Source organism: Endozoicomonas sp. ALB091 (assembly GCF_049310265.1).
Lineage (GTDB): Bacteria > Pseudomonadota > Gammaproteobacteria > Pseudomonadales > Endozoicomonadaceae > Endozoicomonas.
Genome location: NZ_JBLYNQ010000006.1, coordinates 481,803 through 502,223 on the forward strand (window position 1 = coordinate 481,803; position 20,421 = coordinate 502,223).

Consider the following 20,421-nt stretch of genomic DNA (forward strand, 5'->3'; position numbering starts at 1 on the left):
ATGTATGAGTCAGGCAGTTACCGTAGAAAAGCTTGAATTAAGCAGAGGAAAGCAAAACTGCCTGTCGATACCACTGTTTACGGTAGAGAACGGCGAACGCCTGCAGATTACCGGGTTAAACGGCTCTGGCAAGACCACGCTACTGCAACTGCTAACAGGATTACTCCTGCCCGACAGTGGCCGAATTGACATACTTGGTCAGCAAATTGACAGCCTGTCCAGATCCGAACGGGAAACCTTCCGTGCCGGACAGGTAGGCTACATTTTCCAACAGCCAACATTGGTTCCCTATCTGAATCCACTGGAAAATATTTTACTACCCTGTCGTTTATCCAGGTGGCGCCTGCAGCGGCTGGCAGACCGGAAAACCACGGCGAATTATGAGGCCTACCAGCTGATGGCCGCACTCAACATGGAGAACCCCGAGCTCTTGCGCCAAAGCACCGGCATGCTGAGCATTGGTCAGCAACAACGGGTGGCTATTGCCCGGGCACTGATCGGCTCCCCCCCGCTGATTCTGGCCGATGAAGCCGCATCAGCACTGGACCCGCAGGCGCGAACAACCCTGTATGACATGCTGCTGAAAAGCACCAGAGAACATGCACAGACATTGATCTGTGTTGACCATACCCCTTACCCGGGATTTGACCGCTGTATTGATATGTCAGACATCAACCATTCACAACTGGTGGCCAGGCTATGGTAAACATCCACTGGCTCAGTACTGCACTACTGACCTTTCAGCACGCCATGAAGAGCATGAACTATCGGAAAAAGAACACGCTGACCATGCTGCTGGTTCTGGCCTTTGGTTTTTACCTTGTGTTTCTGTTTCAAGGTATCAAGCAACAAATGATTGAAAGTATTGATCGCTATTCACTGGAAAGCGACCTGATCATCAGTAAAGAAACACCGGCCATGCCCCTGGTTCTGTTCTCGCTATTCCATGTGGGCTCACCACCACCACAAATGCGCCTGAGCCTGCTGAATAAGCTGATAAGCCACCCGGAGATTGAATACGCCATTCCTTATGCCTATGGCGAAACTCACCGGGGAATCACCGTTATTGGTACCAGCGCTGAAGGGATAGCGCGATTGACTCGACATTCAGCCAACCCTGCAAAACACCCGCAGAGAAAACATCAACGGCCGATCAGCCCAGAAACATTACCGCCAGCAACTCACCCGATGGTCGCTTATATCGGGATAAACATCGCCAATACGCTTGGTTACCAAATCAACGATCAGATCACCATTGCCGATGGCAGCGAACCAGGGCCAGAACAAGAATACAACGAGCTATTTACCATCGCCGGTGTTTTGCCACGGCAGAATACCCATCAGGATGACAGTATTTACATCCCGATTGAAGGTTTGATAACCGCAAGAAAATCCTACGTAAAAGGCAATACGCCGAGCTGGTCAAGCCCTGATGATATCTCTTTTATCGATATCAAACTGCAGGACCGTATGGCCCTTCTGGCGCTGGAAAAAAGCCTGACTCAATCGGCCACAGAACAAGGCCTGGCGATAACCGCCGCGATACCAGCCAGAGAACTGGAGCTACTTTATAACTATCTGAACAGGGCAACGGTCAGCCTGATATTCATATCGTTTGTCACGCTCGGGCTGTGCCTGCTGACCCTTTTTTATGCATTGACCCGCAACCTTCAGGAACGAAGGCAGGAAATACAGCTTTATCAGACGCTGGGAATGAGCCAGACCTGCATCAGTGTTATGGCCCTGCTTGAGCCTCTGTTAATTATCTCCGGTGCTCTTGTTCTGGGTTTCATTGCCAGTGAAATGCTGTCAGCCCATACCGCCAATTTTTTCCTGATAAAATGGTTAATAAATTAAGGTAATTTAAAAAAGTATTTTTTTGATCCTTAATTATTAACCCGGCCTGAATACGTAAAATCACCGGGCAATACAACAAATCAAGCTCATAACCCGGTTAATAACGCTAAGCTGGGAAGGCAATGAAGGGAACTTTTTCATACACCCCGGATCCAATGGAGTCAATCACAGTATTTACCAAAACACGTTGGAAGATTTCATTCCGAATTGATTCGCGGAGAAACTTCCACTCGGAGTGCAAGAATGCCCGCGCAAGTTGTCAACAGGCTACCCAACGTAGCCTTACTTCTGTTTCTGACCATTTTTATCACTTATCCACAGCTTGATTATGCCAGTAGCCATGCCGGATTTCCCGGGCAAAGCTATAGCAGCTACTCTCTGCCTGTTGACTACCGACATATGGCGCTGTTTCAGCTTAAGCTCAATCGTTATTACTACCCTTCCCGTTCAGGTAACCCCGACTATATTCATATTGAACACACCCATCATCATTCACACTTGGGTTGGTGGGATGGCCCGATTTTCTGGGGAGGCCATACCATTGACGACGATTCTTCCTTCAGTGAACGGGTGTCGGACGGGCTGATTGCGGTTGCAGTGGTGCTGACAGTCATTGCTGTTACCGCAGCAGCCATCTACTCAGTGGTCCATGCAACCTCGCCCTATCTGGGCGCTGTCGGCCTGACATCGATTGAACTCCCGGAAAACTCACCCTGGAAAATTACGGGTTATAAAGTTGCACATGGTGGAGCGATACGATACTCAGATTTTGCCTTCAACGAAGACGCCATGATCAACGCCAGAGAACAGGAAATGTTCGACCGGCAGCAAATGAAGCAAGGCCGCTTTCTTCTCGTTGACCAGGAGAACTGGTGGGGTATTGTCGATTACCCTGTAGACGTTGACGTAACCTTCACCCACTTTGATGACGTTTCAGGCGAAGCCACTGAACAGGTAACGGTGAATGTGCAACGTGAAGTCACCAACGGCATGAAAGCCGGAACCATTTTGCCACGGGTTGTCCACAGGACTCAAAACCAGCAGAAGTATCAACTGGCCACCAGAACGGATTATCCGGCATGGTTCAATTTTTCCAACTGGTATCATCAGCCAGCCCGGATAATGATTGATTTCAAGCCCTCCGCCCGGTGACACCTCACGATTAATTACCATCTCTTGCCAATTCAGCGAGTTGAAAGTCCGGTCTTCGTTTTTTAAACCACAGAATCACCGGACTGACCGCCAGCCTACTTGCAGTCATCCCCCCGATTTGGATAATTCACCCAAATTTTGATTATTTTCTTGTTTTGTACACATCCCTTCTTTGCGGTAGGCACCTGTGTACAGAGATACGTACACAATTTGGAACCCGCTCATGCCTCCTACAACGTCACCACTTCTCCGGAAAGTTGAAGCCAGACGCACTTTTGCTATCATCTCCCACCCCGATGCCGGTAAAACCACGATTACCGAAAAACTCCTGCTGCTCGGTGGTGCCATTCAGCTTGCCGGTACGGTAAAAGGCCGCAAGAGCGGGCGTATGGCCACCTCTGACTGGATGAAGATGGAACAGGAGCGTGGTATCTCCATCACCACCTCGGTGATGCAGTTTCCCTATGACGGCCGTACCGTAAACCTTCTGGATACACCCGGACACGAAGACTTCTCCGAAGACACCTACCGGACACTGACCGCTGTTGACAGCTGCCTTATGGTCATCGATGGTGCCAAAGGTGTCGAAGATCGCACCATCAAACTGATGGAAGTCTGCCGCCTGCGGGACACACCGATATTTACCTTCGTCAATAAAATGGACCGTGAAGTCCGTGACCAGATTGAAGTGCTGGATGAAATTGAAGATATTCTGAAAATCCAGTGTGCACCTATCACCTGGCCTATCGGCATGGGTAAACAGTTCAAAGGGGTTTATAACCTCTATACCGATACCATTCATGTGTTCAAACCCGGTCAGGCCAGTGTGGTTCCGGAAGATATCCGGATCAAAGGTCTTGAGTCAGCAGAAGCCAGAACCCTGCTGGGTGATATCCATGAAGAGTTGATGGAGGAAATTGAGCTGGTGAAAGGTGCCAGCCATGAGTTTGACCTGGAAGAGTACCTTGCCGGTCGGATGACACCGGTCTTCTTTGGTACCGCACTGGCCAACTTCGGCGTTCGGGAAATGCTGGATGATTTTGTCAAGTGGGCTCCCTCCCCCATGCCCCGGGAAACCAATGAACGCACGGTGGTCGCCAATGAAGAGAATTTCTCTGGGTTCGTCTTTAAAATCCAGGCCAATATGGACCCCAAACACCGTGACCGCATTGCCTTTCTGAGAATCTGTTCCGGCAAATACACCCGGAATATGAAAATGAAACATGTTCGTATCGGCAAGGATGTAAAAATTGCCGATGCCGTGACGTTCCTGGCGGGTGACCGTTCCCATGTGGATGAAGCGACCTCCGGTGATATCATCGGTCTGCACAACCACGGGACTATACAGATTGGTGACACCTTTACCCAGGGTGAAATGCTCAAGTTTATGGGCATCCCTCACTTTGCGCCCGAGCTGTTCCGCCGTGTCCGCCTGAAAGACCCATTAAAGCTCAAGCAATTGCAAAAAGGGCTGCAACAGCTCTCAGAAGAAGGTGCCACCCAGCTATTCATGCCAGTGAACAATAATGACCTGATCCTGGGGGCAGTGGGTGTACTGCAGTTTGATGTGGTCATGCGCCGACTGAAAGATGAATACAAAGTTGAAGCGATCTATGAGCCGGTTAACGTCAACACCGCGCGCTGGATTGACTGCAGTGACCAGAAAAAGCTGGAAGAGTTCAAGCGCAAGTGCGCTGATAACCTGGCTATGGATGGCGGTGGCCATCTGACCTATCTGGCACCCACCCGGGTCAACCTTTCCCTGGCAGAAGAGCGCTACCCGGATGTGACTTTCCGCGCGACCCGGGAGCATTGATCGCAACCGATAACCCCGGATATAAAGTGACAGGCAAACAGGCTTTGACTGCCTGTCACTGTGATTAGTTCCATCGTTCAAATCAATAATCTATCTCGCCTGCACTTATTCCTTTTCTGACTAATACCGATACTGCGGGACCAAAAAATATTGTCTAATCTGAAGGTTCCTTTCTTTCTGGTATTTCTATGAGTGATGCAGTCTCGACCAAATCGGAAACCTCAACGGGTGTACGTCAAATCGTAGAACCGTTAGTCCTCCTTCTTCTGGCAGGGCTTTTGTTTGGCTATCTTGGCCAGACCATGGGTGTTACCCACATGTTCAACACCCTCTTCAACACCGCGCACCAGCTGTTGTTAAACACCGTGCTGTTCCTGATGGGGATCACCGTATTGACCGGTGCCGCAGGCCGTCTGCTGATGGAGTTCCATGTCATTTCCCTGATTGAACGGCTGCTGGTGCCATTAATGAGACCTGTGTTCAATCTCCCCGGCCGTGCTGCCATGGCGGCCATGATGACCTTTTTCTCAGATAACCCGGCCATCATTGGCCTGGCAAAAGACAGGCGTTTCAACCACTCCTTTAAGGTTCCCGAAATCATCTCACTGACCAATTTCGGTACCTCTTTTGGTATGGGACTTATTGTCATCACCTTTATGGCCACCCTGCAGAATAATGAGACGGGCGCTACCTATTTCCTGCCGGCCATGATTGGTCTGGGCGGTGCCCTTATTGGAGCCATCATATCCACACGGCTGATGCAGCGCCTTATCCGAAATGATTCCCGGCTGCATGAGCTAAGCGTTAAAGATACTCACAGTGAACTTCTGGATGACCACAGCTCTACAGATCCGGTCTGGTTGAGATTCCTCAACGCTCTGCTGGATGGCGGTAAAGGCGGCGTCAAAATGGGGGTAGCGATTATTCCCGGAGTCTTAATCATCAGTACGTTTGTTATGGTCCTGACCTTTGGCGCACCAGTAACCGGCTATACCGGTGGAGCGTTTGAGGGAGTGGCCCTGCTGCCCAAACTGGCCAGCCACGTTACCTGGCTGTTTGAGCTGCTGTTTGGTTTTGATCATGCCGAACTGGTTGCCTTCCCCATTACCTCGCTGGGTGCGGTTGGTGCCGCCATGTCGCTGGTACCAAACTTTATCAGCCAGGGCATTATTGGCGGCAGCGATATTGCTGTGTTTACAGCGATGGGGATGTGCTGGAGTGGTTACCTGAGTACCCATACGGCCATGCTCGATTCTCTTGGCTTTCGCCAGCTCACCTCAAAAGCCATTCTGGCTCATACGATTGGTGGTATCTGTGCCGGTATCGCTGCCCGTTATCTTTACCTGCTGCTCAGTCCTTTTATTGGCTAACAGCCGACAAACAATCAACTCATCGGATGAGTTGATTGTTTGTTTTTTCGCTTGGGACTGGCAAAAACAGTATCCGCAATAACATCCCCCTCCAAATCGTGATCAAGTGACTCAAACCAAGGTCTAACGGTCAAAAATCATTTCCGGAGCCATATTTAAGACTCTACAGATATAAACAGAAAGTTTATAAGACCCACAGCTTTTAAAAAACTGGGCTGAGCAGCCCGGAATACTGAATTGGTAAGGAGAGATGTATGCGCCTGAACCTTCTTTTAGCACCGTTACAACAGGTAATTGATACCATGCATAAGGGAAAAACCTTCAAGATCCGGGTGCTGATGGAGGAGCTTGGCCTGTGGGAACATCAGGATGATCTGCAAAAAATGAGAACAGCCCTGGCTTTTCGCTCCATGGTGGAAAGTGGCGTGCTTAGCAATATTCAGCTTCTCACTCACCATAAAACCCGCCATGCGGTTTATATCACGATATAATTGCCATAAAGAAGCCGGAGATATCCGGCTTATGAGATCAACGTTCTGCTCAACGCTTCACACTGTGGGTTTTGATAGACTCAGTGAACATGTCCGCCAGGCCCATGCACATGACCGTGGTCCAGCTCTTCCTTGGTGGCTTCACGAACCTCAACCACTTCAACGTTAAAGTGCAGATTCTCACCCGCCAGAGAATGGTTAGCGTCGATCACCACCTGGTCTTCTTCATCATCAATAGCTACCACGGTGACAATACGTGGGCCAATGGCGGTATCGGCATGGAACTGGTTACCCACCTCTACAGGATGGTCACCAAACTGCTCTTTCGGTACCGGCTGCACCAGACTTTCGTCGTACTCGCCGTAGCCTTCAGCAGGCTCAACCACCACGTCAAACTTGTCCCCAGCCTGCTTGCCTTCCAGGGCATTTTCAAGCCCTTCGACAATATTGTGCTCACCGTGAAGATAAGCCATGGGCGACTCGCCTTCCGAACTGTCGAGCACTTCTCCCGCATCATTTTTCAGAGTGTAATGGAACAGAGCCACTTTTTCTTTGGCTATCTTCATCTGTTTATGCCCTTAATAAAGTAAACAACTATCTTAACTGCCATTGTTACTGGTAGCCAGAAAACTGCAAATAAATGCGTTATCTGATCTAATTGGCAAACTACCCCTGTTGGCAAGCGCCTGATAAAAGGAGTTTTTTATCTTGAACGATTCTCGATGCAGCTGGTGCCATGGCGATGAACTCTATACCCAATACCATGACACAGAGTGGGGGGTTCCCTGTCATAACGACCAGAAACTCTTTGAATTCCTGATTCTTGAAGGTGCCCAGGCAGGTCTGAGCTGGATCACCATCCTGAAGCGCCGGGAAGGCTACCGGGCAGCATTTCATCAATTTGACGTTCAACAAGTGGCCAGAATGACAGACCCGGATATTGAAAAGCTGATGCAGGACGCTGGCATTATCCGCAACCGGCTGAAAATCCGGAGCGCCATTAACAATGCCAAGGCGTTCATCCGGGTGCAGGAGGAATTTGGCAGTTTCAGCCAGTATCTGTGGTCGTTTGTAAATCATCAGCCCATCATCAACCAGCAACAATCCATGCGTGACGTACCGGCCACCACCGATACTTCAGACCGGATGAGTAAAGATCTGAAAAAACGTGGCTTCAGTTTTGTTGGCAGCACGATCTGTTATGCCTATATGCAGGCGATGGGGCTGGTGAACGACCACTTGGTCAGTTGCCCATCTTATCTAACCGAAAACGCTATTGCTTCTTCATAGGTCGGTGGTTGCTCTTGTGGTGCTGGTTTATTAATCAAGGGAACTGCTTGTGTTCCATGCTCGCAGATTGTTTGTGTTCCCTGCCCACAAGTGGCTGGCGCTGTCGGCGCAGGGGCTCTTTGAGCAGAGGGAGCTGGCAGTCGGTACATTTCCTCCGGATTATACCGGGTTCTTTCCATATCATTTGGGTTATGGAATGCTGCTTTAATTAATTGATAGCTTGATGCATCAGGGTTGTAGTACTTGAATTGCTGATACTTGGCATGGACGTTGGCGCAGCAACCAATACCGAAAAACACCCCCGCAAGGACCGCCATTCCACCGAAGATACACAAGGCCTCGAACCCTTCGCTCTCGTAAAAAGAGGTGGGCTCAGAAGTCGTGTTCAGGTTTGTCGTTGAATAGGCAAAGGGTGGGGTGTATGGGGTATCTGCCACATTTACCCCATTACTGTAAGCGTAGGTCATGCTGCAGCCAGGCGCGCCATCAGGGCATACCGGTCTGGTACTCACCGGGTGGGCACCCGCCAGAGCAGGCATTGCCGCCAAAAACATCAGACTCTGTTTTATGTCCGGAAATACGCCAGGGAACTGCCCTGATTTCATCAAATGCTGAAGGGCGAAACCGGCGACATTGCGTATCAGCTTATTGCCGCCCTGCAGACCGGCCTGTAGGGTCTCATTGACAAGCTGTACTCCGTAATCAGAAAGGGATTTGTCTGTTTTACTAATGATTTTATCCGGGCACACCAACTGGCTGGGGTGTGCGCAGTTGACAACCCTGCCATTAGTCATTGACACCTGAGGAGAACATTCGGTTTGGGAATCTGCGTCCTTTTTGATAGCAACCATTTGCGCATGAGGCGAGCTGGATGGCGATTCAGGGATAGCGTGCATGTTTGAAATTCCTTGCGAAACAATCTGCTGATTTTGACCATCAATCGGCAATCAAGTTCAATCAAGAAGATTGATGTGGTTGGCATCATTACAGTGGAAATGGATAAGAATGCTCCAAAAAATCAGACGCAGGAGGATGAATCGAAAGGCTTGAGGGTTACCTGAAAAGCAAATGGTCATGTACCTGATGCCTGAGGATTTTCAGGCTAAGTACGTGTTGCTTCATCATAGGTTGGTGGTTGTTGCTCTTGTAGTGGTGAGTCATTAATCACTGGATACGTTTGTGTTCCCTGCTCGCAAGTTGTTTGTGTTCCCTGTTCACAAGTGGTTGGCGCTGTCGGCACCGGGGCTCTTTGAGTATGGGGAACTGGCACCGACGCAGGGGGGCTTTGAGCAGGGCGAACTGGCAGTTGATACCTTGCCCGCCAGTTATACCGGGTTCTTTCGAGATCATTTGGGTTATTGAAAGCTGCTTTAATGAGTTCACGGTGTGATGCATTAGGGTTTTGGTACTTGAATCGCTGATACTCGATATGGACGTGAGAGCAGTATGCATAAGAGCAACACAAGCCCACAAGAGCGGCAATTCCACCGATGACACACAAACCAACAAACCTTTCGCTCTCGTAAAAAGAGGTGGGTTCAGAAGTCGTGGTCAGGTTTGTCGTTGGGTAGATGGAGGCTGGGGTGTATGAGGTAGCTGAATCGTTTACCCCATTACTGTTATCGGAGGTCATGCTGCAGCCAGGCACACCATCAGGGCATGCCGGTCTGGTACTCATCGGGTGGGCACCCGCCAGAGCAGGCATTGCCGCCAAAAACATCAAGATCTGTTTTATGTCTGGAAATACGACAGGGAATTGCCCCGATTTAATCACATGCTGAGAGGTGAAACCGGCGACACTGCGTATCAACTTATTGCTGCCCTGCAGACCAATCTGTAAGACCTCTCTGGCAAACTTTACACCGTAATCAGACAAGGATTTGTCTGCCGTAGTAATACTGTTATCCGTATCCGGGCAGTCCGGCGGGCTGGGTTGTGCGCAGCTGACAGCCCTGCCGCTGGGCATTGTCACCTGGCAACAACCTTCGGTTTGGGAAGCTGCATCTTTTTTACCAACCAGCTGCGAATAGCGCAGGCCTGATGGCGGATCAAGAGAAGCATGCATTTTAGTATTCCCCTTTCCAAGAAATCTGTTATTACAGACCATCAGTCGGCAATGTAAGTTCAATCAATGGCAACAGATGACTCTTGTTATTTCTCCTCCCCCCAGTCTATCGCTAAAGACATTTCAAAAGAGGGTGGACAACGCAGAGAGATCAGGTTTCGAGAAATAATGATATCCTCAAGACAGCTATTTTTGAGATCAACCAGGGATTTCAGGCAACTGTAAGTAAGAACACAAGCGTTGGTTGCCAGTGTAGCCACTGTTCTGGCCGACAGGTTTCTGCCTTCCTGAAGGCATTGCAGCAGACTTAAACTGGTTCCCATGGTAGCGGAAAGACACATGACACAATGACCTTGCCACTGAACCAGGGGTGAACAGTTAGCCAGACCATAATTGAGATTTACGGCAGCTGTCAGGCCAAGCCCCGCCAAACCAGTTGCTAAATTGCCAATATTCATGGTGTCTCCAATCTCTGCTTCAGTTATCCTCCCTGCTCAGACATTTGAAAATAGTGAAAGGTTCATTATCCCTTATTCCGAAACAGCCCCTAACGTCTTTCCTGCTCTCTTTCCTGCACCAGTACCCAGGGGCGAACCACAACCGCCCACAGATCACGATTATCGGTAACCCAGGACCGGGCCTGCTCATCGCTGACTGCCCCCAGGACACCCTGTTCAACCCAGGCTTCTACCGCTGATTTATTGTCTACCGAGATCTGATAGCCAACATCAATCAGGTCCAGCGAATCATCTACCAGCAGCACAACCCCCTGGGCAAAGTAACGCAGCAGTTCGGACCAGGCTATTAATGAGGTTTCCTGATTTAATTTGGCCTTTTCAAGCAATTCACGGCTAACCGTCTCAGACATCTTTTGCTTCCCATTTAATTGCACAGAGATTGTACAAACCGACAATTTTTTTATAACGGTGGGCGGGAGCATAACAGCACATAACACTAAAGTGAAAACGCTCAAAAGGGCCCTGTTGACGTTTCGTTGCTTACTCGCAACGCGTCAACAAGCCCTGATAAGAGTTGAGCTGACTTTGTCTTTAATGGAGAGAAGCCCCGGTTCTCTTCTATACGGCACCTTGACTGATGCTCAAAGCTGCAAAATCTGCACTATCGGTGATGGTTATCTGTTTGTTTTGCAATTTGAACAACGCCCCGGGAGACCGATCAATACTGGCTTGTTGCCCGCTGTAAAAGTGCCTGGTGAGTTGATCAATGCTGTCACTGTATTCTGAATATGCAAACACCTGTGCAGACCAGCCAGCCTGGAGAATGAATTCTTTTAGTTCATTGAGTGCCTTTTCAGCCCTGATGATAGGGGAACCGATAGCCTTTTGTTGATTCAAATGAGATAACACAATGCTTTTGAACTTCAGGCCGAGTGCTTCACAATTCTTTTTATAGAATTCTGAAAGGTAAACCTCCGGCTCACCTGAGACATTTATTGAAACTTTAATAAACTGCATTGATGAACTCATCCATGATATTGAAGAATCAAGTTCACCAACGAACTTTTCAAGATCTGAATGTTGATCTTCTGCTCCAATTAATAAGAAAACAGAATTTGCCCTGGCAATCTCACAGGGTGCGCCTGACACTATATATCCACCAGTATTACAAGGTGCTGTCTCTTGACTGTTGCCATGCGTGGGTGTGGGCGGGTTAAATTCTAAAATGACAATCGCACTATTTTCTTTATCTGTGGTCCGGAGTTGCTGACCATTTAACTTTTTGTTCAGGTAGGTGGTTGCTGTAGTAAAAAACCGGACATTTTTTCCCTCTATAAACTGCTTTCTGACATTTTTAAGGGTCGGTGAAGACCCCGGGGAACGAGAGGAATCCTCGACATAATCAATATCTATACAGCGCCAGGCAATTTTTTTATCTGATACCCCGCTCTTGGTGATTTGCTGGTGAATCAGCTGCTCCATCAACAATGCTCCAGCCCCCATGGATATAAAAGTTACCCGACTGTCCGGCAGTTTTTGCAGATAGTCGCACACCCATTGAGTCACCTTGTTGATCACCTTTATACGGGATTTTATGCTGTCAATTTCGTCATAAACATTAAAACTCAGGTACCCCAATTTAACACAGGTTAGTGATTCATTGCTTGCCTCCGATACTTCCCGTCGATGGATAAACTCACTGGTATGGATATCTTTATACTCAAGCTTCTTTGCTACCAGGGGGAGGCGCTTGAATAAATCATCAATTTCCTGAAGCTTAACACTGGGCAGGTCGTGATAGATCATTTCTTCAACCATACGATGAATTGCTTCTTTTTTTTCTGACTCTGTTCCACCTGAAGGAATTTTTTTGAGCAGCGAGAGGCAGGCTTCGTTTGTCAGTTTTAATACAGTTCTCAAGGACAAGGGTATTTTTTGATGTTCGATGATATATCGTGAAACAGTCTCCTTTACAGCACTGGGGTTAACAGTAATGTTCTCTGGTAATGACTGACCAGCAGCCTGAGGCTCTGGTGTAGAAGGGGTACTGTGGCAGCTGCTGATAGTGGTTTGCATAATTACTGACTCAAGTGATTATTTTAATGGGCTGAGCAAATTTGTTCAGTACTTGAGTAGTAGAAATAACTTCTTGAGAAAAGTTCAGTTTTGTCACTGGTCAACTGGTATAAACGACACGAATAGGCTGGTTCTCAATGGCTATCAGACTTCGTCAGTGCCATTTTCGAATGGCCTGATTTGGCAATCAAGGCGGATTATGGGAGGATGGCTTCCTCGAAACAGAGAAGGTTACGTTGTTTATGCCCCTCGCTCTCAAAGGCCGCCTGAAAGATCACCCCAGGCTGGCCCGTGAATATTTTACCGTTACCCGCATGATTGAGCTTTACTGCCACCACCACCACCAGCACCCCACCCTGTGCAATGAATGCCTGTCTCTGCTGGCTTTCAGCAAGCGACGGCTTGAACGCTGTATTTATGGCGTCGAAAAACCCACCTGCGCTAACTGCCAAATCCACTGCTATAAACCAGAACAACGCCGACAAATTCGTGAAGTGATGACATGGGCTGGCCCTCGCCTGCTACTTAAACATCCCGTTCTGACCATTCAACACCTTTTTGATCAACGCAGGGCTGCGCCGGTGCCCCCCAACGCCGGGAGCAATTGAATGAGCTGAGGGAACTTTCCTGTAAGAAACTGGTCAGAGAGCTATAAACAAATATACCTCTGGACGGATCTAAATATGGAATGTCATTGGCTTAACCCGAATGTTTTTCGAGCCCCACAGCGTGGATACCTTCTTCTTCTACCTAGAGAGCCCGGGGAAGAGAGACATACACCGGTTCACTTTCGTAACCCCCTGACGGGCAACTCATTTACTGGTCTTCGTTTTGCACCGGTTCCAGGATTACTAGTAACTCACGCGCCTCCCCACACGCCGTTCGAGCCAAGGGATCTGCATACCCGTAAATCACATCATGCACCTTCCGGGCATGTTTATACCCGGCTTCCCCACGAGAACCCCCCAAGCCCTTCTCAACGAAATGATATGCTGATGGCCAAAGCAGCCACATTCAAGGGCTTTGAGAAGAACTTCCCCTATCATACTCCGAGGGAATTGGCTGAAGCGGGATTTTCCTGCAGTGAATATAGTGACTCAGTTTATTGTGATAAATGTGATATGCATGTTGGCAACTGGAAACCTGATGATATCCCATGGATTGAACATACTCGCCTGTCGCCAGACTGCGCGATCGTGAAGTGGGAAATGGGTCAATCATTTATCAAAACGATTAAAGAGTCATTTGATGTGGAAAAACAATTAAAACAGCACTGCGATCAACACACTCCTGTAAAAGAGAATCCTTACAATACGCTTGTAAAATTCAGACTGAGCTGGCCTTACCAACAACTTGAACAGATTTACAATAAAAACCTTAAAGATCTTCCAGAACAAATGCGCAAGGTCGAACAAGCCTTTATTCATTGGCATTATACTGAAAACCTCTCTGGAAATAGCACCTTGCACGCTTCCTGTATTCTAAGCCTGCTTGATCCCCGGAACCATAACAAGCCGGCCATAGCTGAATCCTGTAGAAGATACGAGCAGGAATACAATGAATACCTGGATCAATTAAAAGAATTAAAAGAAGTGCAAAAGCTAATTGTTCAGTTGAAAAATGAGCGCATTGCACTCTTTGAACAAGTAAATCAGCAAAGGCAAATAAGAACCAAGGCTGAACAAGAGGGTGAAGATGCAAAGATCGCCCGTAGACTTCAAGAACAGTACAACAATGGACAGTTTCAATTACCTGCCCACTAAGTCAGAAAATATGATTTCATTTGGTTAACTACGTAGTTTCATTTGAGGACTCGAGTTGGCTTGCATGCACTATGAATTCACATGCAAGCCGACTTTCATCGAGACCATTTGCAACATGTTCGCGACAACCCCGGGGTCGTCGGAATCAGGTGCCTGTCAGAGCGGAAATTCTCTACGCCGTTTGTCGGGTAGCCGTCACTACCAGTTCACGGATACAGACATTTTGCGGCTGCTGATACACAAAGGTAATACAACGGGCAATATCCTCTGCCGTAATAACGCCGCCCATGCCGTGCTTCCACTGCTCATAGCCCTCCTTGATGTCACTGGATGTGGTATGGCTCAGCAGCTCAGTTTCTACCGCTCCCGGTGCGATGGTTACCACCCGTACACTGTCGTCAGCCAGCTCTTCTCTCAGGGTTTCAGACAAACCATGCACGGCAAACTTGGTGCCACAATAGGCCATATGATTTGGAAAACTTTTGATACCAGCCACTGAGCTGATATTGAAGATGGTTCCCCCTTTTCTGGCTTTCATCTGATGGGCAACAGCATGGATGCCATTCAAAACACCTTTGATATTCACATCAACCATGTTGTCCCACTCGGCAGGATCCTGTTCATCGACACGCCCCAGCTGCATTAGCCCGGCATTGTTGATAAGACAGTCTGTAGGTCCATAGCGGGACTCGGCCTCTTCGATAACCAGTTTCAGGGCATCACGATCCGTCACATCCACTCGTCGGCAAAGTGCGTCAGTCAGATCCAGGGCCTCCAGGCGCTCGACCCTTCTGGCCAGTAATAACAATGGATGTCCAAGCTGACTCATGGCCCTGGCAACGGCTTCACCAATACCAGAGCTGGCTCCGGTAATAACAACCAATGGTTTATTCATGGCAGGACTCCTGCTGGAGTATATGAAGGGATTTCAGTCCACCGGCGTGTGGTGAACCCGGGTGCGGATGCATTTACATGCAGATAATTATGATAGCTGATCTGAAAAGGCTTATTGATGAGAAAACAGCATTCGTTGACTGTTATTCGGTTTTCTTCAGCCCCATTAGAGGCATCACTACATGCATCCTCCCTGTTGTGGCGTTATAATCCCCGCCTCCTGAGCCAGGAGGCTGTTCAATTAAGACTCAATGAGTCTTCCGAAAAAAGCACACAAACCGGTTACCGGATTATCGTTATTCGATTTGCGTCTTTAAAGATGATTTATCAGCTTATTTCGGAAATATATACTTGACGCCCTCCATCAGGCATTCAACAGCATTTTTGATCGACCGGCTCGAAGAGCCGAGCATTGCGGCAGGAAACCCCAATGAGCGAACTGATACTGATTCTGGTCAGCGCCATACTGGTTAACAACTTTGTACTGGTCCAATTCCTTGGGTTGTGTCCTTTTATGGGCGTGTCCAACAAGCTGGAGTCGGCCATGGGTATGTCGATGGCTACCACCTTTGTGCTGACACTGGCCTCTATCTGCAGCTATTTAACGTATAAGTACATCCTATTGCCACTGAATCTGGAGTTTCTGAAAACCATCTCATTTATTCTGGTGATTGCCGTGGTGGTGCAATTCACCGAGATGGTGGTGCGCAAAACCAGCCCGCTGCTGCATAAGGTGCTGGGCGTGTTCCTGCCACTGATCACCACAAACTGTGCGGTACTCGGGGTTGCCCTGCTGAACACCAACCGAATGGACAGCTCACTGGTGGATTCAGCCACCTACGGCTTTGGTGCAGCGGCCGGTTTTTCCCTGGTACTGGTGCTGTTTTCCGCCATGCGTGAGCGCATCGCCGCGGCGGATGTACCAACACCATTCAGAGGGGCCGCCATCGGTATGATCAGCGCCGGTCTGATGTCGTTGGCCTTTATGGGTTTTACCGGACTGATCAAACTGTGAGTGCAGGATTTCAAACCATGATGAGAAATGCCAGACGTGATAAAAAGCTGAAGGAGCGGTTGCGTTAGTCCATGGACATTGTTCTTTACGCCATTGGAGCCCTGCTGGCTCTTGCCCTGATTTTCGGGGCGATTCTCGGTTTTGCTGCTATCCGCTTTAAGGTGGAAGGCAACCCGATTGTTGACCAGATTAATGAAATTCTGCCCCAGACCCAATGTGGCCAGTGCGGTTATCCGGGGTGTCGCCCTTATGCAGAAGCCATTGCCAATGGTGATGCCATCAATAAGTGCCCGCCCGGTGGTCAGGCAACCATCAACACACTGGCGGACCTGCTGGATGTGGAGCCTGAGCCGCTGGATGCGGAACATGGGCAGGAGTCGGTCACCAAAGTTGCCTTTATCCGGGAAGCGGAGTGCATCGGTTGTACCAAGTGCATTCAGGCCTGCCCGGTGGATGCCATCCTGGGTGCCGCCAAACAGATGCATACGGTGATTTCCGATGAGTGTACCGGCTGCGATCTCTGTGTTGAGCCCTGCCCTGTTGACTGTATCGAAATGCGTCCTGTGGATATCACAGTCAGGACCTGGAGCTGGGCGCTGCCCCAGCCGAATCATGGCAAGGCTGGCTTGATTGCCACTGACCTCAGGGGGCAGACCGTATGAATGCAATTGTCAAAAGTCCACACCAGGACATACAGAGCCCTGTGGCCGGGAGCCAGGTGATAGCCAGTTCTGAACGCAAAATCTGGCCACTGACCGGTGGGGTTCACCCGGAAGAAAACAAGCATCAGTCCACCAGCCGCCCTGTCAGTGCTGCGCCTCTGCCTGAAACACTGGTGCTGCCATTGTCGCAACACGCCGGTTTGCCTGCTGATCCGCTGATCCGCGTGGGAGACAAAGTACTCAAAGGCCAGATGATTGCCAAAGCGTCCGGCTTTGTCAGTGCCGCGTTGCATGCGCCCACTTCGGGCACTGTTACCGCCATTGAGAACCGTCCGATTCCCCATGCCTCCGGCTTTTATGACCTGTGCATCATTCTCGAAACCGATGGTCAGGAGCAATGGTGTCAACTGGCACCCGTAGTGGATTATCGTCAACTGTCGTCTGCTGAACTGGTAGAAAAAGTGCGTGATGCCGGCATCAGCGGTATGGGTGGCGCTGGCTTCCCTACAGCCATCAAACTGGCACCCGGCACAGCAATCAATACCCTGATTATCAATGGTACGGAGTGTGAGCCCTATATTACCGCCGACGATATGCTGATGCGGGAAAAGGCCGATGCGGTGATTCAGGGCGCAGAAATCCTCCAATACATGCTCGGTGCCCGGGAGTGCCTGATCGGTATTGAAGACAACAAGCCGGAAGCCATCGCCGCGATGCGCAGGGCGGCGACCGGCAAAAATATAGACATTGTCGTTTTCCCCACCATCTACCCTTCCGGTGGTGAAAAACAGCTGATCCAGATTCTTACCGGTCAGGAGGTGCCTTCCGGAAAACTGCCTGCGGATCTGGGCATGGTGGTTCAGAACGTGGGAACAGCCGTTGCCGTCAAAGACGCCATTGTGGACGGCAAGCCGCTGATCTCACGCATCACTACCCTCACCGGGGATGCCCTGGCAGCGCCACAAAATGTCGACGTATTGATCGGTACACTGGCTCAGGACCTGCTGCAATATGCGGCGCTCAAAACGTCCGAATTATCAACGCTGGTGTTTGGCGGCCCCATGATGGGCTTCACTGTTGATCGCATGGATATCCCGGTAATCAAAACCTCAAACTGCCTGATTGCCGCGACGGAGGATGAATTTCCGGCAGCACCGGATGCCCAGGCCTGTATCCGTTGCGGGCACTGTGCCGAAGCGTGTCCGTCGTCATTGCTGCCCCAGCAGCTTTACTGGCACGCCAGGGCTGAGAACCATGAGCAGCTTATGCACCACAATCTCTTTGACTGTATCGAGTGCGGTGCCTGCTCCTTTGTCTGCCCGTCGTCTATTCCGCTGGTTCAGTATTACCGGGCATCCAAAGGCGCTATTCGCACCCAGGAAGCCAAACACACCAAGTCGGAGCGCTCGAAACAGCGCTATGAAGATCGCCTGGCCAGACTGGAGCAGGAAAAAGCCGAGAAAGAGGCCAAACGAAAAGCCAATGCCGAACGGGCAGCAAAACTGAAGGCGGCCAAAACAGCGGAACAAACCGGAAGTGACGCCAAAGCCGAAGAAGACCCGATCCAGGCCGCTATCGCCCGGGCCAAGGCACGAAAAGCAGCGGCGGCTACCGGGAACTCCGAGCCCACGTCAGCCAGGCAAGCGCCTGACAGACCGCTCTCTGCCAAACAGAAAGAGCTGAAAGTTCAGCTGTCCATGGCCAAAGCTCAGGCCAAAAAGACAGAGAGAGCGCTGGCTACCGCAGAAGCTTCTGCTGAGCTTAAAGGCGACAGGGGAGATATTGAACAACTGAAGTCTAATCTGGCGATGCTGAATGAGCAGGTGAGTAAACTTCAGCAGGCGTTTGATGAAAACAGTCAGGATTCTGCCAGCAAAGACAGTCCAGAGAAGCCCGCTAAAGCAGCCAAACCGGCACTCTCAGACAATGAGAAGAAACGCAAGGTTGAACTGGCCATGGCCAAAGCGGCCTTGAAAAAAGCAGAGCGCGCACTGGCAGCCGCGGTTGAGAGCAACAACGAGAACACCGAGTCGTTCAAGCAGGCCGTCGAAGCGTGCCAGGCCAACATCAAGCGCCTCGAAGCTGAAGCTTCAGAGCCTCCGACAGAAACGGCAATAACCCCTTCTGCGGATGCCAAACCAACAGCAACAAAGGCCAAAGCGCCGTTAACTGATGAAGCAAAAAAGCTGAAAATCGAGTCGGCCATGGCCAACGCTGCGGTGAAAAAACTTCAGCGAGCGATCGCCAGTGCCGGTGAAGATGAGCAGGATACGCTGAAACACCAGCTGGTGGCAGCGGAACAAAAGGCGGCTGAGCTGAAACAGGCTCTGGAGAGTCTCTCGTGACTTACAGCTACAGCCACCTTGTTCCCACGCTCTGCGTGGGAGGAAGCCCGGGAAGCATGATAAAGACACAACAGAGCGGAATCGTTGAATGGCCTTGATTAATAGCAGATCGTCCATCAGCCAGCGGGGAAGAGAGACCTCACCCCATGCGCTGGGACAAAACAGCACTCAGCGGGTCATGAGTCTGGTGATCATGGCTACCATCCCCGGTCTGATGGCACAAACGGTCTTTTTTGGCTGGGGCACACTGATCAATGTTATCTGGTGTTCCCTGGTTGCGATGGGCTGCGAAGCGGCCGTGGTATCAATGCGCCAACGGTCCGTGAGCTTCTACCTGAGTGATTGCAGCGCCCTGTTGACCGGTGTACTGCTGGGGCTGGCATTGCCGCCCTTTGCCCCCTGGTGGCTATCACTGGTCGCTGTCTCCTTCGGTATGGTCATTGGCAAACATCTCTATGGTGGCCTGGGTCAGAACCCCTTTAACCCGGCCATGCTGGGCTATGTTGTGGTACTGATTTCGTTTCCCCAGGAAATGACCACCTGGCTGCCACCACTGGGGCTGGAAGGTCATAACAACAGCCTGACCGATGCCCTGTTCACTATTTTCCCCCTGGGCCAGAGTGTTGATGCCATCAGTATGGCCACCCCACTGGATGTGTTGCGCGAAAACAAAAGCCAGACCATCAATGAACTTTGGGAAGCCAACCCGGTATTTGATGGCATGGCTGGTCGTGGCTGGATGTGGGTTAACCTGGCTTATCTGGCCAGCGGCGTCTTTCTGATCTGGCGCAAAGTATTTACCTGGCACGGCCCTGTGGGGATGCTCGCCGCCATTGCCATTATGGCGACCCTGTTCTGGAGTGGTAACGGGTCAGACAGTCATGGTTCCCCGCTGTTTCACCTGTTCAGTGGTGCCACCATGCTGGGTGCTTTTTTTATCATTACGGATCCGGTCAGTGGTGCAACCAGCAACCGTGGACGTCTGATTTTTGGTGCGGGTGTTGGCGTTATGGTCTACGTCATCCGTGCCTGGGGTGGATACCCGGATGGTGTCGCCTTTGCCACGCTGCTGATGAATATGGCGGCCCCCACCATCGACTATTACACTCAGCCACGCACTTATGGCCACCACAAGGCCAATAAAGGCCTGCCAAAGAAGGACTGAAT

20 protein-coding genes are annotated in these 20,421 nt (G+C 50.1%); 13 read left to right on the forward strand and 7 right to left on the reverse strand.

The window, feature by feature from the left end; translation table 11 throughout:
* The first annotated feature begins 4 nt into the window (after positions 1–4).
* The 6 genes from ACO6UX_RS09125 (at position 5) to ACO6UX_RS09150 (ending at position 6,686) form a co-directional block, all read left to right on the forward strand.
* Positions 5–706 (forward strand): ATP-binding cassette domain-containing protein, encoded by a 702-nt coding sequence (locus ACO6UX_RS09125; protein WP_422446892.1) that lies wholly within the window; start codon positions 5–7, stop codon positions 704–706.
* Positions 700–1,857, forward strand: a complete 1,158-nt coding sequence (locus tag ACO6UX_RS09130; RefSeq protein ID WP_422446894.1) for an ABC transporter permease — start codon at positions 700–702, stop codon at positions 1,855–1,857. Before ACO6UX_RS09125 ends, ACO6UX_RS09130 begins: the two co-directional genes overlap by 7 nt.
* Positions 1,858–2,100: 243 nt before the next feature.
* Positions 2,101–3,009: a hypothetical protein gene (locus ACO6UX_RS09135; protein ID WP_422446896.1), complete on the forward strand. Its 909-nt coding sequence runs from the start codon at positions 2,101–2,103 to the stop codon at positions 3,007–3,009.
* Between the two features lie 223 nt (positions 3,010–3,232).
* Positions 3,233–4,825 (forward strand): peptide chain release factor 3, encoded by a 1,593-nt coding sequence (locus ACO6UX_RS09140; protein ID WP_422446898.1) that lies wholly within the window; start codon positions 3,233–3,235, stop codon positions 4,823–4,825.
* Positions 4,826–5,013: 188 nt separating this feature from the next.
* Entirely contained in the window at positions 5,014–6,195 is a 1,182-nt protein-coding gene (locus ACO6UX_RS09145) for a CD0519/CD1768 family membrane protein (protein ID WP_422446900.1), read from the forward strand.
* Positions 6,196–6,449: 254 nt separating this feature from the next.
* Positions 6,450–6,686 (forward strand): hypothetical protein, encoded by a 237-nt coding sequence (locus ACO6UX_RS09150; RefSeq protein ID WP_101748311.1) that lies wholly within the window; start codon positions 6,450–6,452, stop codon positions 6,684–6,686.
* Positions 6,687–6,766: 80 nt separating this feature from the next.
* Here the strand turns inward: ACO6UX_RS09150 and ACO6UX_RS09155 are convergent, their stop codons facing one another.
* The gene (locus ACO6UX_RS09155; RefSeq protein ID WP_422446903.1) at positions 6,767–7,252 is read right to left on the reverse strand and encodes an FKBP-type peptidyl-prolyl cis-trans isomerase; all 486 of its coding nucleotides are present in this window, start codon (positions 7,250–7,252) and stop codon (positions 6,767–6,769) included.
* Positions 7,253–7,394: 142 nt separating this feature from the next.
* Between ACO6UX_RS09155 and ACO6UX_RS09160 the strand changes: the two genes are divergently transcribed.
* Positions 7,395–7,976: a DNA-3-methyladenine glycosylase I gene (locus tag ACO6UX_RS09160; RefSeq protein ID WP_422446905.1), complete on the forward strand. Its 582-nt coding sequence runs from the start codon at positions 7,395–7,397 to the stop codon at positions 7,974–7,976.
* Here ACO6UX_RS09160 and ACO6UX_RS09165 read toward each other — a convergent pair.
* From ACO6UX_RS09165 to ACO6UX_RS09185, 5 genes are all read right to left on the reverse strand, one after another.
* Positions 7,943–8,923, reverse strand: a complete 981-nt coding sequence (locus ACO6UX_RS09165) for a hypothetical protein (RefSeq protein ID WP_422446907.1) — start codon at positions 8,921–8,923, stop codon at positions 7,943–7,945. The two genes, ACO6UX_RS09160 and ACO6UX_RS09165, sit on opposite strands and share 34 nt — an antisense overlap.
* 155 nt (positions 8,924–9,078) lie before the next feature.
* Positions 9,079–10,041: a hypothetical protein gene (locus tag ACO6UX_RS09170; protein ID WP_422446909.1), complete on the reverse strand. Its 963-nt coding sequence runs from the start codon at positions 10,039–10,041 to the stop codon at positions 9,079–9,081.
* Between the two features lie 86 nt (positions 10,042–10,127).
* Complete coding sequence (locus ACO6UX_RS09175) at positions 10,128–10,499, reverse strand: hypothetical protein (RefSeq protein ID WP_422446911.1); 372 nt, start codon at positions 10,497–10,499, stop codon at positions 10,128–10,130.
* Positions 10,500–10,588: 89 nt separating this feature from the next.
* Complete coding sequence (locus ACO6UX_RS09180) at positions 10,589–10,909, reverse strand: DUF2288 domain-containing protein (protein WP_422446913.1); 321 nt, start codon at positions 10,907–10,909, stop codon at positions 10,589–10,591.
* A gap of 208 nt (positions 10,910–11,117) precedes the next feature.
* Positions 11,118–11,981, reverse strand: a complete 864-nt coding sequence (locus ACO6UX_RS09185) for a hypothetical protein (protein ID WP_422446915.1) — start codon at positions 11,979–11,981, stop codon at positions 11,118–11,120.
* 836 nt (positions 11,982–12,817) lie between these two features.
* Here ACO6UX_RS09185 and ACO6UX_RS09190 point away from each other — a divergent pair.
* Positions 12,818–13,183, forward strand: coding sequence for a nitrous oxide-stimulated promoter family protein (locus ACO6UX_RS09190; RefSeq protein ID WP_422446917.1), 366 nt, complete (start codon positions 12,818–12,820; stop codon positions 13,181–13,183).
* A 387-nt stretch (positions 13,184–13,570) separates the two neighbouring features.
* On the forward strand, positions 13,571–14,338 hold the full coding sequence (locus tag ACO6UX_RS09195) for a baculoviral IAP repeat-containing protein (protein ID WP_422446919.1): 768 nt from the start codon (positions 13,571–13,573) through the stop codon (positions 14,336–14,338).
* 172 nt (positions 14,339–14,510) lie between these two features.
* Here ACO6UX_RS09195 and ACO6UX_RS09200 read toward each other — a convergent pair whose 3' ends face one another.
* Complete coding sequence (locus tag ACO6UX_RS09200) at positions 14,511–15,233, reverse strand: SDR family oxidoreductase (RefSeq protein ID WP_422446921.1); 723 nt, start codon at positions 15,231–15,233, stop codon at positions 14,511–14,513.
* A 429-nt stretch (positions 15,234–15,662) separates the two neighbouring features.
* On the opposite strand from ACO6UX_RS09200, the gene rsxA reads away from it, so the two are divergent.
* The 4 genes from rsxA to rsxD all read left to right on the forward strand — a co-directional run bounded on the left by rsxA (position 15,663) and on the right by rsxD (position 20,419).
* A complete protein-coding gene (gene rsxA, locus ACO6UX_RS09205; protein ID WP_020581588.1) occupies positions 15,663–16,247 on the forward strand; it encodes an electron transport complex subunit RsxA in 585 nt (194 codons plus the stop codon).
* A gap of 71 nt (positions 16,248–16,318) precedes the next feature.
* The gene (gene rsxB, locus ACO6UX_RS09210) at positions 16,319–16,909 is read left to right on the forward strand and encodes an electron transport complex subunit RsxB (RefSeq protein WP_163372540.1); all 591 of its coding nucleotides are present in this window, start codon (positions 16,319–16,321) and stop codon (positions 16,907–16,909) included.
* A complete protein-coding gene (gene rsxC, locus ACO6UX_RS09215; protein WP_422446924.1) occupies positions 16,906–19,254 on the forward strand; it encodes an electron transport complex subunit RsxC in 2,349 nt (782 codons plus the stop codon). Before rsxB ends, rsxC begins: the two co-directional genes overlap by 4 nt.
* Positions 19,255–19,342: 88 nt before the next feature.
* Complete coding sequence (rsxD, locus tag ACO6UX_RS09220) at positions 19,343–20,419, forward strand: electron transport complex subunit RsxD (protein WP_422446926.1); 1,077 nt, start codon at positions 19,343–19,345, stop codon at positions 20,417–20,419.
* The last annotated feature ends 2 nt before the right edge of the window (positions 20,420–20,421 follow it).

What these genes read in the sequence shown, in the direction of transcription:
- ACO6UX_RS09125 (WP_422446892.1), top strand. Translation starts at nt 5, where the DNA reads ATGAGTCAGGCAGTTACCGTAGAAAAGCTTGAATTAAGCAGAGGAAAG.
- ACO6UX_RS09130 (WP_422446894.1), top strand. Translation starts at nt 700, where the DNA reads ATGGTAAACATCCACTGGCTCAGTACTGCACTACTGACCTTTCAGCAC.
- ACO6UX_RS09135 (WP_422446896.1), top strand. Translation starts at nt 2,101, where the DNA reads ATGCCCGCGCAAGTTGTCAACAGGCTACCCAACGTAGCCTTACTTCTG.
- ACO6UX_RS09140 (WP_422446898.1), top strand. Translation starts at nt 3,233, where the DNA reads ATGCCTCCTACAACGTCACCACTTCTCCGGAAAGTTGAAGCCAGACGC.
- ACO6UX_RS09145 (WP_422446900.1), top strand. Translation starts at nt 5,014, where the DNA reads ATGAGTGATGCAGTCTCGACCAAATCGGAAACCTCAACGGGTGTACGT.
- ACO6UX_RS09150 (WP_101748311.1), top strand. Translation starts at nt 6,450, where the DNA reads ATGCGCCTGAACCTTCTTTTAGCACCGTTACAACAGGTAATTGATACC.
- ACO6UX_RS09155 (WP_422446903.1), bottom strand. Translation starts at nt 7,252, where the DNA reads ATGAAGATAGCCAAAGAAAAAGTGGCTCTGTTCCATTACACTCTGAAA.
- ACO6UX_RS09170 (WP_422446909.1), bottom strand. Translation starts at nt 10,041, where the DNA reads ATGCATGCTTCTCTTGATCCGCCATCAGGCCTGCGCTATTCGCAGCTG.
- ACO6UX_RS09175 (WP_422446911.1), bottom strand. Translation starts at nt 10,499, where the DNA reads ATGAATATTGGCAATTTAGCAACTGGTTTGGCGGGGCTTGGCCTGACA.
- ACO6UX_RS09180 (WP_422446913.1), bottom strand. Translation starts at nt 10,909, where the DNA reads ATGTCTGAGACGGTTAGCCGTGAATTGCTTGAAAAGGCCAAATTAAAT.
- ACO6UX_RS09185 (WP_422446915.1), bottom strand. Translation starts at nt 11,981, where the DNA reads ATGGAGCAGCTGATTCACCAGCAAATCACCAAGAGCGGGGTATCAGAT.
- ACO6UX_RS09190 (WP_422446917.1), top strand. Translation starts at nt 12,818, where the DNA reads ATGCCCCTCGCTCTCAAAGGCCGCCTGAAAGATCACCCCAGGCTGGCC.
- ACO6UX_RS09195 (WP_422446919.1), top strand. Translation starts at nt 13,571, where the DNA reads ATGGCCAAAGCAGCCACATTCAAGGGCTTTGAGAAGAACTTCCCCTAT.
- ACO6UX_RS09200 (WP_422446921.1), bottom strand. Translation starts at nt 15,233, where the DNA reads ATGAATAAACCATTGGTTGTTATTACCGGAGCCAGCTCTGGTATTGGT.
- rsxA (WP_020581588.1), top strand. Translation starts at nt 15,663, where the DNA reads ATGAGCGAACTGATACTGATTCTGGTCAGCGCCATACTGGTTAACAAC.
- rsxB (WP_163372540.1), top strand. Translation starts at nt 16,319, where the DNA reads ATGGACATTGTTCTTTACGCCATTGGAGCCCTGCTGGCTCTTGCCCTG.
- rsxC (WP_422446924.1), top strand. Translation starts at nt 16,906, where the DNA reads ATGAATGCAATTGTCAAAAGTCCACACCAGGACATACAGAGCCCTGTG.
- rsxD (WP_422446926.1), top strand. Translation starts at nt 19,343, where the DNA reads ATGGCCTTGATTAATAGCAGATCGTCCATCAGCCAGCGGGGAAGAGAG.